Origin of the sequence: Campylobacter sp. RM12640, assembly GCF_020137595.1 — a bacterium.
Lineage (GTDB): Bacteria > Campylobacterota > Campylobacteria > Campylobacterales > Campylobacteraceae > Campylobacter_E.
This window is the reverse complement of record NZ_JACGAU010000035.1, coordinates 1-11,633: the sequence shown is the minus strand read 5'-3', so window position 1 is coordinate 11,633 and position 11,633 is coordinate 1. Positions and strand designations below refer to the sequence as shown.

The 11,633-nt window shown below is 29.2% G+C and carries 11 protein-coding genes; 2 read left to right on the top strand and 9 right to left on the bottom strand.

The window, feature by feature from the left end:
* Positions 1-39: 39 nt before the first annotated feature.
* The 6 genes from AVBRAN12640_RS09395 to AVBRAN12640_RS09370 form a co-directional block, all read right to left on the bottom strand.
* Positions 40-2,166 (bottom strand): autotransporter outer membrane beta-barrel domain-containing protein, encoded by a 2,127-nt coding sequence (locus AVBRAN12640_RS09395; RefSeq protein WP_336609060.1) that lies wholly within the window; start codon positions 2,164-2,166, stop codon positions 40-42.
* A 96-nt stretch (positions 2,167-2,262) separates the two neighbouring features.
* On the bottom strand, positions 2,263-2,709 hold the full coding sequence (locus AVBRAN12640_RS09390) for a hypothetical protein (protein WP_336609061.1): 447 nt from the start codon (positions 2,707-2,709) through the stop codon (positions 2,263-2,265).
* Positions 2,699-3,631: a D-2-hydroxyacid dehydrogenase gene (locus AVBRAN12640_RS09385; RefSeq protein WP_336609062.1), complete on the bottom strand. Its 933-nt coding sequence runs from the start codon at positions 3,629-3,631 to the stop codon at positions 2,699-2,701. Before AVBRAN12640_RS09385 ends, AVBRAN12640_RS09390 begins: the two co-directional genes overlap by 11 nt.
* Positions 3,628-4,686: an iron-containing alcohol dehydrogenase gene (locus AVBRAN12640_RS09380; RefSeq protein ID WP_336609063.1), complete on the bottom strand. Its 1,059-nt coding sequence runs from the start codon at positions 4,684-4,686 to the stop codon at positions 3,628-3,630. Before AVBRAN12640_RS09380 ends, AVBRAN12640_RS09385 begins: the two co-directional genes overlap by 4 nt.
* A 9-nt stretch (positions 4,687-4,695) precedes the next feature.
* Positions 4,696-5,862 (bottom strand): glutathionylspermidine synthase family protein, encoded by a 1,167-nt coding sequence (locus AVBRAN12640_RS09375; protein ID WP_336609064.1) that lies wholly within the window; start codon positions 5,860-5,862, stop codon positions 4,696-4,698.
* A 106-nt stretch (positions 5,863-5,968) separates the two neighbouring features.
* On the bottom strand, positions 5,969-6,637 hold the full coding sequence (locus AVBRAN12640_RS09370; protein WP_239803122.1) for a hypothetical protein: 669 nt from the start codon (positions 6,635-6,637) through the stop codon (positions 5,969-5,971).
* 107 nt (positions 6,638-6,744) lie between these two features.
* Here AVBRAN12640_RS09370 and flgE point away from each other — a divergent pair, with 107 nt between their 5' ends.
* Both flgE and corA read left to right on the top strand, forming a co-directional pair.
* Positions 6,745-9,264 carry a flagellar hook protein FlgE gene (gene flgE / locus AVBRAN12640_RS09365; protein ID WP_336609065.1) on the top strand — a complete coding sequence of 840 codons (2,520 nt, stop codon included), beginning with the start codon at positions 6,745-6,747 and terminating at the stop codon, positions 9,262-9,264.
* A gap of 84 nt (positions 9,265-9,348) precedes the next feature.
* Entirely contained in the window at positions 9,349-10,308 is a 960-nt protein-coding gene (gene corA, locus AVBRAN12640_RS09360; protein ID WP_336609066.1) for a magnesium/cobalt transporter CorA, read from the top strand.
* Positions 10,309-10,500: 192 nt separating this feature from the next.
* On the opposite strand, the gene AVBRAN12640_RS09355 is transcribed toward corA, so the two are convergent.
* The 3 genes from AVBRAN12640_RS09355 to AVBRAN12640_RS09345 form a co-directional block, all read right to left on the bottom strand.
* Positions 10,501-10,590, bottom strand: a complete 90-nt coding sequence (locus tag AVBRAN12640_RS09355) for a type II toxin-antitoxin system mRNA interferase toxin, RelE/StbE family (protein ID WP_442862299.1) — start codon at positions 10,588-10,590, stop codon at positions 10,501-10,503.
* 342 nt (positions 10,591-10,932) lie between these two features.
* Positions 10,933-11,316, bottom strand: a complete 384-nt coding sequence (locus tag AVBRAN12640_RS09350; protein WP_336608246.1) for a type II toxin-antitoxin system death-on-curing family toxin — start codon at positions 11,314-11,316, stop codon at positions 10,933-10,935.
* The gene (locus AVBRAN12640_RS09345) at positions 11,313-11,486 is read right to left on the bottom strand and encodes a hypothetical protein (RefSeq protein WP_214120408.1); all 174 of its coding nucleotides are present in this window, start codon (positions 11,484-11,486) and stop codon (positions 11,313-11,315) included. The genes AVBRAN12640_RS09350 and AVBRAN12640_RS09345 overlap by 4 nt, the downstream gene beginning before the upstream one ends.
* Positions 11,487-11,633 lie beyond the last annotated feature (147 nt).

The window sequence follows — 11,633 nt, the reverse complement described above, 5'->3', positions numbered from 1 at the left end:
TAGTGGGGGTTTGATAAAAAAGGGCTTAAAGCCCTTTTTTTAAAATGTATATCTAATGGTTGAGTTTATTTCATAATCATTTGTAAGTTTTGTGCCAAAGCTTCTTTCAACACTTAAATTCAATCTTAAATTATCGCTAAATGTATATGCTGTGCCAACGCTTACAAATCCTCTATCGCTAGCTCCTAATTTGCTTTTTACCTTAGCATTTACTCCTTTTATAATATCGCCTATTAAAAGGTCTGCTTCTTTAGTTTGAGTATCAATTACTGCCCCAACACCAGCTCTAAATGTAAAATCATTTACGCTATAACCTGCAAATATTTGTGGTTTAAATATTAATGGAGAGTGAGCATCTACATTTATTTTAAACTTATTAAAGATTTTTAAGCTTGATTCGTATTTGCCGATATATCCAGTGATTATCTCAAGGCTTGGTTCAAGATAAAAATTATTATTTACATTAAATCTATATCCACCCTCTGCACTAACTAAGAATGAATTTTGAGATTTAACATCAACAAATTTACTATCATAACTACTTCTTATATATTTTAATACCAAATCAGCAAAATATCCATCATTGTGAATATAGCTTAAATACGCTCCTACACTAGTGTCTTTTGCTCTTACACCTGCATTGATTTTATCATAGCCAAATAGCACACCAGCAAGAATATCAGCATTATTTAAGCTAGTTTTTTTATCTGCACCAATTTGGGTTGAATAGTAATTGAAATTATTGTTACCATTGCTAAAACGACCACCATAAATTCTAAACCAAGTCCCAATATCCGCATTTAAACCACGCACTTCACCTAAACGCTTATTCATATTATTGATTTGAACATTTAAAGTGCTTAGAGCTTCTGCTGTTATATCGTCTTTTTTCTCATCTAAAATTGTTGTAGCTATTTGATTTGCTAAGGTTTGTGCTTGTGCTTTTACTTCAGGAGCTGCATTGCTTAAATCTCCATTGTGTGAAGCTGCTAAACTGATTAATGCGTTAGCGTGAGTTTGAGTATTAGCCGTATAAATACCACTTGACATTAACTCTTCTTTAGCTTTTTTGCCTTCTTCTGTATTGTTTGTAATATTTGCTTGAATTTCTTTTAATTGCTCTTCTAGTTCTAGTAAAGTTTTATTAGCTGTAGTTAGCTCTGTTTTAGCTTTTTCAAGGTCTTCACTTGCTTTATCTAAAGCTGTTTTAGCGTTAGCTTGATTTTGTTTAGCTTCTTCAACTTTAGTTTGAGCTTCTGCATATACTTTCATTGCTTCTTCAACTTTGGTTTGGGCTTGAGCTTGTAAAGTTTTATTATCTGTTATTTTTTGCTCTTGAGCTTGGATTTCTTTATTTTTTAACTCTAAATTCTCTTTATATTTTGTAAGCTTTAATTCTTCATCTCTTTTATTGAATACCAATTTATTATGAGAAGATGAAGCTTCGTTGTAATCAAATAAGGCTTTTCCTTTTTTTGTTGCTAAAGGCTCTAATTCGTCATCACTTATTTTTACAGCCAGATGAGCTTCTTCTTGATTTCTAAGTGCTTCAACTACTTTATTTTTTAACTCTTCATCTTCTGGTTTATTCTTTAATGCTTCTCTAGCTTTTTCTAACTCTGTTTGTGCTACTTCTTCCTTTTTTAATAATTCAGCGTGTTTTGTATTTAATACCCCTAATTGCTTTACCAAATCATCATAAGCATCTTTTTTAGCAGTTAAATTAGTTTGAGAAGTAGCTATTTGCTCTGTCAAATTTTTAATACTTGTTTCTTTTTTAGTAATTAAATCATTTATTCCTTGTAATTCTTGATTTAAAGTCTCTTTTTGAGTATTTAAAGAATTACCTTGATTTACTAAGTCTGTATGTTCTAGCTCAGCTTTACTCTTTAAGCCTTGTTTTTCTCCAACTATAGTTGTAGCGTCTTTAATAGCTTTAGATAAATCTTTATATGTTTTGTCTTTTACTAAATAATCATTATTAGCTGTTGTTACACCATTTTCTTTTTGAGTGATTGTTAATTTTTGAGCTTCAATCTTGCTTTCTAACTCTGTTTTTTGACTTAAAAAAGTATCTAAACTATTACTTAAACTATTTTCTACTGCATATACATTTGTCCCTAGTAGTGCCACTGCACAAACTGATGAAAATAATACTTTTTTCATAATTTCTCCTTATTATAAATTCCATCTAAATATAATATTTTTTTGTAAATTTCATTAGATTATTAGGAAAAAATTATTATAGAATAATAAAATTTATTATTTATTAATTTTAATGATAATATTTTTTGAAGAAAACTCACATTTTAAATCATCAACAACATAAGTTAAATCATCAATGATTTGAGTAAAACCATTTTGAGTTTTTGAGTAATTTTTCTTAGAAAATATATTTTTACATAAAATTATATCTTTTAACAAATCATCATAATACCATTTGCCAAAAAATTTTTCATTAAAGCTTTTTTTGGTATAGCATTCGTTGTTAAAACATATTTTTTCATTGATTTTAAAAGTATTTATGTATTTTCCAAGTGTATATAAATCAAGACTTAAATCACCTTTATTATCCTTTAAAAAACCTTGTCCTTTAAACTTAATAATATCGCTTTTAATAGTTAGATTTATAGTTGTAGTTGGAATTTGCTTAGCACAAGAGCTAAAGAATAGGGCTAAAATTAGCCCTAAGTAAATCTTATTTACCATTTAAAAAATCTCTTAAATTATTCACCATCATTGCCACTAGCCTTGTAACACACTCACAAGCAGTCCAAGCTATGTGTGGGGTGATTATTAGATTTTGCTTTTTGCTTATGTTTAATAAAGGATTATCAGCACTCATTGGCTCAACTTCTACAACATCAAGCCCAACGCGGATATTTTTACTATCAATTGCTTTTGCGAGTGCTACTTCATCAATTATCCCGCCACGCCCAAGATTTAGCAAATACGCATTATCTTTCATCATTGTTAGTTCTTTTTCGCTGATTAATTTATATGATTTGTCGTTAAGTGGAGCGTGAATGCTTATAATATCGCTATTTTTTAGCAATTCTTCTAAGCTAACTTTTTTAAAATCAGCATTGTTATTATTACCACTAAGACTTGTATAAATCACATTAGCACCAAACATTTGTGCTATTTTTGCAACTTCTTTTCCAATAGCTCCAAGTCCTATAATTCCCCAAGTTTTGCTTTCTATTGTGTAAATTCTTCTTGAATAATCGCAAAATAATTCGCTCTTAGCCCAATTGCCTTTTTTTGTGTAGTCATTATAATAAAGAGTTTCGTTCATTAATGATAAAAGTAGAGCATAAGTATGTTGAGCCACACTTTTTGTGCTATAACCTGCTACATTTTTAACTACGATATTAAATTCTTTTGCCGCAACCAAATCAACCGTATTCATACCCGTTGCACTAATTAAAATTAGTTTTAAATCAGGGCAAGCTTGCATAACTTCACGGCTCATCTTGATTTTATTAATCACTGCTACTTCGCATTTTTCTAATCTTTTTACTACTTCATTAGGCGATGATTTTTCATATAATACAACTTCGCCAAATTCTTTAAATGCGTCAATGTTTTCTCCACCTAAGGTGTTTGCGTCTAAAAATACAATTTTCATTCTCTCTCCTTTTTATAAATTAAAGCATTTTTTATCTCGTCAAGATTTGTTATAAAACCACGATTAATTAGATTAATAACATCGCTAGATGCAAGGACTAAACTAGCTATTTTGTCAATATGTTTTAAAAACTCATCTTCTTTTATAAAATCACTTATTTTAGTAGGTAAATTGATTTCTTTGTAAAACTTAAGCAATTTTTCATATTCATCATATTTTTTCTCAATTAGTAATTGGACTAAAATACCAAATGCTACTAATTCTCCGTGCAAGAAGTTTTTTTCTATTTCTTTAATATAACTTATCGCATAGCAAGTTGCGTGAGCAAAAGCTCCATTATATTCAATATTAATTGAGCGTGAAACATAGCCAGTATTTACTATTATTGACATTACGACATTTTTAAAACTCAAATCATCATTTAAAGATTTTGCATATTCATAGTTTAAATCTACGCACAAATTACTACAAATTTTGCCAAAAGAATTTGAGTAATTTACGCCTATATTATTAGCTTTTGCATATTTTAATTGCAAATCAAATTCATAAAATTTCGCCATCGTATCGCCAATACCTGCTATTAAATACCTTTTAGGAGCGTTTTTAATAGTTTCTAAATCTATAAAACATTTAAAAGGCGGTTCTTTAAAAAGCGCTAATTCTTTAAACTTTTCATCTTCATAAATAACAGATAGAGCAGATACAGCAGCACAAGTTGCAGCGATTGTTGGTATAGTAATTATTTTTAGATTAAAAGCATTTGCTATGTATTTTGAAGTATCTAAAACCTTACCACCACCAATTGCTAAGACTAAATCAAATTCTAAGCCTTTGCATTCATTTATAATTTTATTAATACCATTAAACGAGCATTCTTTAGTATGCGTTAGATGATAATTGCCACTAATTGCGTATTCTAATTTATCTTTAAATTTCGCAAATGCCGTAACTCCAGCAATAACTAAAATATTTTTATAATTTTGTAATTCTTGTTTTAAATTCTTTTTAATATCAAAATCAACTACAAATGAAGTAAGACTTAGAATTTCTTGCATATTTTTCCTTTATTTAATAATGTGTCCTACGAATTGTGCGTAATTATCTATAATAGTTCCACCTTTTCTAAATCCAAGTCCGCACGCTTCGTAGGCAAAAAATACCCCAGCTTGATAGAACTCGCCATTATATTCGTTAAGTTCTGCAAATTCTTGATAAATAAATCCGTTATTTTCATAATCTCCATTATTTTTTGTAATTATTTCGCCATTTTTGTCCAAAATCGTAACATTTGCACCTTCACGACCAAAAAACGGCTTTTTAACTTGTTTAGCGTTTTCAAGTGGTAAAAAGCTAGTTTTTAATAAATATTTATGATTTGGATAAAGCTGCCATAAAATCTCTAAAATAGCCTTGCTTTGAAATAATAATGTATAAGCAGGATTTAGGATAATTGCTTTTTGGTTTTTGATTATTTTTGTTAGTAAATGTGCTAATTCGCTTTCTTCAATAGCTATTATTTCCCAAGGAATTAGCATAAAGCAAAACTCATAATTCTCATCAGCTAAAAACACTCCATCTTCGCTAAATTCAATATCTTCAATATAAGCAAACTCGCATTCATATCCAGCGTCTTTTGCCATTTGCATAAGTAATCTTGTAGTTAGCTCTTCTTCAGTATTTTTTACACTTGTAAAAAGTATTTTCCAGCCTTCATATACTTCATCAAAATTACTTACATCTTCATCTAAAGTTGATAAGCGTTTAAAATTATCAACGATTGCTTCGTAAGTGTGATTGAATTGATTGCTTTCATCTAAATTATTTAGTCTTAATTGCTCAAATTGTAAAATCGCCGTTTCAAAAAGTGCCGTTGGAGTATTTGCATTAAACTCAAGCAATTTAATAGGTAAATTATCAAGCCCACCAGCTAAGTCAAAACGCCCATATAAATGCCAATGAACTTCATTTTCCCAAGATAATTTCACAACTTCGTGTAAATTAAAAGGAATGCCAAGTTTATCTAAAAGATTATTATCAATTACATAAGAACCTGCGTTTATAAACATATCATATAGCTCATTACAAGCGTTATAATAATTATTTGCTTCATCTTCGCTAATTATTATTAATTTATCATCTACATATGATTTTTTATCTTCATTTGTATGCCAAGTAAAACCCATATTTTCTAGCTTTTCAGTGCTTAGTTTTTGAATATTTAAAAATTTCATTTTTCTCCTTTTAATAAAAGCTGATTTTAACAAACATTGATAAAGCTTTTATGATTAATTTTTTTTTGATATCATGAAATGTATTTCGTGAGTGGTCTTGACACTCTTAAAAGCAGAGTTTTACTCTGCTTATCAAATCTTCATTAAAATCACTTATCAAATCATCTAAAAATCTTTCTAAATTTCTTGGATTTATACTGATATAGCAATTTTCATATAATTTATAACTAATATTAGAATATTTGTTATTTCTCATTTTTAATAAATTCTCAAAATGACTTGCACGATTTCTAAGACTTAAAAATAGTTTTAATAATGCTTTATTTTTATTATCTAAAAATATATTAGTCTTTTGCCCGTTTATTATTATGTAGTTTTTATTATTCTTATCAAATCTTTTTAAGTCTAAATCTGAAAATATATACTTCTCAATTTTTTCATCTTCAATAATCTTAATTATCGTTCCTAGCGTAAGATTGCTTAATAATTCATCTTTTGTAGGTGTTCTTTTTTTGCTTTTATATAATTTATTTATTTGTTCTTTTATACTTTCATTTTCGTAATCTAAAAGCCAATCATCATTATTAAACTTTTTTGCCAAAATATCATTTAAATAATTTCTTAAAGTTATTTCTAAAATGCCTATTTTTGGGGATAATTTTGAAATTAATTTAAGATTTTTAAAATGCTCGTCTAAGTCTTTATAACTTTGTAATCTTGTATTTGATAAGCACTTTATTAAATCTAATCTAAAATTATTTTTTATACTATCCACAAAATCCCCTTATTTTCGGTATTAAAACAACATTTTAATATAAAAAATAAAATTGGAACACCTTTTGCTAAAACTTGCTTAGAGAATTTAATTACAAGGATATAAAAATGATGAGATCACTTTGGTCTGGAGTATCAGGTCTTCAGGCACACCAAATAGCAATGGACGTAGAAGGTAATAACATAGCAAACGTTAATACAACAGGCTTTAAGCACTCTCGTGCAAATTTTAACGACTTGATGAACCAAACAAGCAAAGTTGCAACAGCTCCACAAGGAGAACTAGGTGGTAAAAACCCTATGCAAGTTGGACTTGGAACTCAAATTAACTCAATTACTAAGATTTTTGCTCAAGGAAGTATCCAAACAACAAAGAAAAACACAGACTTAGCTATTCAAGGCGATGGATTTTTCGTAGTAAGCCCTGATGGTGGTAAAACTTATAAATATACAAGAAACGGGGACTTCGTTCGCGATGCTTATGGTAACTTCGTTGATAATAATGGTTATATAGCACAAGGCTGGTTAAGAGATGAAGTTACAGGCGAAGTTGATACGACTTCTCCAATTAGAAATATAGTAATAAAACCAGGTCTTACAACCCCTGCAAATCCTACAACATTAGTTAGTTTAAAAGCAAACCTAAATTCAGGTAATAGCATAGGCGATAAAAAAACTCCAATCTATCAGCTAGATAGCAATCACGAATGGACTAATATAAACGGCGATGGTATTAAGGTTGATGCGGGTGTGCATAAAGAAAACGATGTTTCACAAAATAGCTTTATTACAAACAAAAATGGTGAATTACGCTTAAATGAGCGTGGCGTTGATATGGGGGTATTATTCAATGCTAGTGGAGAAAGTCTTGGACTTAGAAAAGGTCAAGGAATTTGGGTTAGTTATGCAGAAGCTAGAACTGGGCAATTAACATTAAATAATGTTGATAACAATGGTAAATTTAATGCTCCAGCAAATTTAAATATAGAAATTAATGGCACTCAAATTAGTGGCAGTGTATCAAATGTAGCTGATATAGCAACTGCTATTAATGGAGTAAGTGGTAAAACAGGCGTAAGAGCTGATATAGTAAATGGAAATAGACTTATTTTAGTAAATGATAATAAGCAAGGCACAACAGCAGCTATGAAAAACATAGTTTTAAGAGCTGGAAATGGTGCAACTGCAGATAACACAGGTTTATTAGCACAAGGAAATGGATTTACAGATAAAGGTGATGGTAATGGAAATAGTATTAAAGTTATTACTGCTTATCAATATACTTATGATCCAAACCCAACTAATACAGCACACGCATTAAATGCTAATATGGAAAGAACATTTAATACCACAGAAGATTTAAGAGAAGCTATGCAAAAAGATGCAAGACTTTATGTAAATTACGATGGAAGACAAGTAACTGATGCTCAATGGGGTGCAAATGGGACTAAAAATGATGGAGTTGAAATCATAGTAGATGCTAAAGGACAATTCGTTATCAAAAATCCTAAAGGAGACGCATTTAATGCTGATGATGGCGATGTATTTGATATGAGCACAGAAGCAATCAACGAAAGAGCTAGATTATTATTTAATAATGGCGGTCAAGGTGTAACATATCCACAGGGTGTTAATGGAGGACAACCACCTTTAGCAGGTTGGGATCAAATTACTCCAGCTCAACAAGCTCAATTTATTGAACTTAACCCTGTTGTTAAAACTCCGGCAAATGCTAATCAAAACGAAGATGATTTTAATATGTTCTTAAGCATTAGCAATCTAACAAATCCTGCAAATAATGTTAATGAAAACGATAAATTTATGAAAACTATGCAAGGTATGCAAGGAGCACTTACAAGTGGAGATGGAATTCGTCAAACTCAAGGGCTTTATATGAGCGCACATAGTTCAAGTATTGATATATTTGACTCACTTGGGACAAAACACTCAATCAAATATGACTTTACAAAAATCGGCTACACAGATGATGGTGGCACAGAGTGGGGAATAGTAATTCAAGTTCCAGAGCCTTGTGAAATCAACATTAGTGGCGAAGGTCCAAAAAATGTCCTAACAGGAACAATTAGATTTAATAGCGATGGTTCATTACAAGGATTTAGCCCAAGTTCAGTAAGCTTTACAGCAAACAACGGCTCAACTCCTAATCAAAACATAGATTTTTATTTCGGTAATCCAAATGATTTTGATGGAATTACAAGTTATGATAGAGAGAGCAATACAAGTGGTATTTCTCAAGATGGTTTTAGTGGTGGGGACTTAAACGGAATTAGAATTGATGAAAGCGGAACAATCATCGGAAGCTTTACAAATGGTAGAAGCTTTGGTCTAGCACAAATTGCGATGGCGACATTTACAAACAACGAAGGTTTAGAAGCTGAAGGCGGCAATGTTTTCACTCAAACATCAAACTCAGGTGAGCCAGTAATCGGAGCTGCTACAACAGGTGGTCGTGGTAAAATCCAAGCAAGTAGCCTTGAAATGTCTAACGTTGATTTAAGCACATCTTTAACAAACTTAATCGTAATTCAAAGGGGTTATCAAGCAAACTCTAAGACAATTACTACAAGTGATCAAATGCTTAACACACTTTTACAATTAAAACAATAATTCTTAGGATTTAAGCTTAGCCTTAAATCCTATTTAAAATTTCAAAATTTTCATTATAATAATTAAAATTTATAAAGGATTTTTATGCTTTTTGTTTATTATAAAGACAATTTAAATGTATTAAAACGCACTATTAATATCAATGAAGAAATACCTGAAAATACTTTATGGGTAGATTTGTTTAATTTCAACCTAGATGAGATTACTTATATAGAAAATAATTTTAATATTAAAATTCCAAACGATGATGAAAAATATAACATAGAAGAAAGTGCGAGATATTGGGAAGAGCAAGATACTATTACTATTAATAATGTGTTTTTAAATAAAGACGCTCTAAATCAAACAACCACTACAAAAGATACAATTACATTTTTACTAAATAAAAAAGTATTATTTACAATCCGTGCTAGAGAAATTCCGACCTTTGCTTCTGTAGAAAACATAATTCTAGCAAATCCAACTCATTATAAAAGTGGCTATGAGATATTAAGCGAGATTTTTGATATGAGAGTGGATAAAGATGGAGATGTGCTAGAGTGGATTGATAAGGTTTCAAGATTGCTAAAAACCGAGATTTTAGAGCAAAAAAATGCTCTTGATTATGATTTTTACCTTGCTAAGATTTCAAATCTTCAAGATTTAAATATGCAGATTAGGTATTCGTTGTTTGAGAAGAAAAAGACCTTATCATCACTTATTAAAAGCGATAAAATAGGCGTTCATATTAAAGAGAATTTAGACATAATTTTAAAAGATTTAAATTCTTTAATAGATTTTAGCCTTTCGCAACTTGGGATTTTGGATAATATACAGACGATTTTAACTAGCAAAATTGACATAGAACAAAACAAAATCATAAAGCTTTTTACCATTGTTACCGTTGCTATGATGCCGCCTACTTTAATAGGGACAATTTATGGAATGAACTTTGAGAATATGCCTGAATTAAAATTCCAATATGGGTATTTTATAACCTTGAGCCTAATGATAATCTCTACAATAATACCTATTATATTTTTTAAGAAAAAACGCTGGTTATAAGGGTGGATTTAAAACAATCATAAATATTTTTTATGCTAGTTTTTTGATTTTGCTTAGTTTTTATAAAAAAGGTGCTAAGAATAGCACCTTAAAATAATTACAATAAAAATATATCGCTAAAATCTAATTTATGTTAAATTATTTATTTTGCTATGATTTATAGTGCTAATGCAAGTTGGAATTAATATATTTTTATCTTTTATACGCTAGCACTAAATCATTTTTGATATGACAATCTCTGCAATCTTTTAAAACCCCTTGCAATGCGTAGTTTTTATAAATCAGCTCTTAGACTTCATCATTTGCAAGGCGTTTAATAATATCTAGCGTTAGATTTTTATCTTCTTTACTTAATTTTTTAAAACCAGTTTTAAAGCCTTTTGATTTTAATATTTGATATTTACTCATAGATTTTTAATCTTGGCTCTAAAATCTTTAAAACTTTGTGTCTTAAACTATCACTCTTATGAGCTTTTTCTAACTCTTTAACTTATTTTAACGCTTTTAAAAATACGGATTATTATTTGTTGTAATTGTTACATTCATATTTGTTACTTTTGTAATCGTTAGTATTATTAAGCGTTAAGAAAAATGCCTTAATCTAAATCTCTTAGTCTAATTTTATTATTGATTATATTTATTTATAAAATTTATCAATATTTCTCTTAGCTCATCTTTTAAAATACTTCCATCGGCTACATGCACGACTATATCTTCCATAACTATAGCAAATTTCTCATTATATTTATCATCTAAATCCAAAAAATGCATAGCTAAAAATATTGAAGTTCTTTTATTACCATCAGTAAAAGGATGAAATTTTATACACGAAAACATTAAATGAGTAATTTTATCGGCTAAAGTTGGATAATAATTATCGTTTTTTATGTGTTCTAATGCACTTTCTAGGTAGCCTAATTGAGTATTATTAAAACCACTCAATCCACCTGTTTTTTCAATGATTTTTTCGTGAATAATTATGGCTTCTTCTAATTTGATATATCTCATTTGTCTTTTAATCTTTTAAATACTGATAAAATCTCTGGTTTGTCTAACTCTTTTTCCATTTTTGCCATAGTTTGACTGACTAATCGTCTTTCTTCTTGGTATTCTTGTGTTTTTAAATTTTTATCTATATATGGATTTTTCACAGCGTTATCAAAATTAAATTCTTTCATCTTAACTCCTTTGTAATCGTTATCTTATACTAAATATGTTTAATTTATAAAGTTTTAAAGAATTTAAATTAGGAAATTGATTTTTAAATTTAAAAAAGGGAGCGAGTGCTCCCCTTAGGATTATTGCAATAACCTTAGTAATTTTTA

What these genes read in the sequence shown, in the direction of transcription:
- AVBRAN12640_RS09345 (WP_214120408.1), bottom strand. Translation starts at nt 11,486, where the DNA reads ATGAAAGAATTTAATTTTGATAACGCTGTGAAAAATCCATATATAGAT.
- AVBRAN12640_RS09350 (WP_336608246.1), bottom strand. Translation starts at nt 11,316, where the DNA reads ATGAGATATATCAAATTAGAAGAAGCCATAATTATTCACGAAAAAATC.
- AVBRAN12640_RS09380 (WP_336609063.1), bottom strand. Translation starts at nt 4,686, where the DNA reads ATGCAAGAAATTCTAAGTCTTACTTCATTTGTAGTTGATTTTGATATT.
- AVBRAN12640_RS09375 (WP_336609064.1), bottom strand. Translation starts at nt 5,862, where the DNA reads ATGAAATTTTTAAATATTCAAAAACTAAGCACTGAAAAGCTAGAAAAT.
- AVBRAN12640_RS09385 (WP_336609062.1), bottom strand. Translation starts at nt 3,631, where the DNA reads ATGAAAATTGTATTTTTAGACGCAAACACCTTAGGTGGAGAAAACATT.
- flgE (WP_336609065.1), top strand. Translation starts at nt 6,745, where the DNA reads ATGATGAGATCACTTTGGTCTGGAGTATCAGGTCTTCAGGCACACCAA.
- AVBRAN12640_RS09395 (WP_336609060.1), bottom strand. Translation starts at nt 2,166, where the DNA reads ATGAAAAAAGTATTATTTTCATCAGTTTGTGCAGTGGCACTACTAGGG.
- AVBRAN12640_RS09390 (WP_336609061.1), bottom strand. Translation starts at nt 2,709, where the DNA reads ATGGTAAATAAGATTTACTTAGGGCTAATTTTAGCCCTATTCTTTAGC.
- corA (WP_336609066.1), top strand. Translation starts at nt 9,349, where the DNA reads ATGCTTTTTGTTTATTATAAAGACAATTTAAATGTATTAAAACGCACT.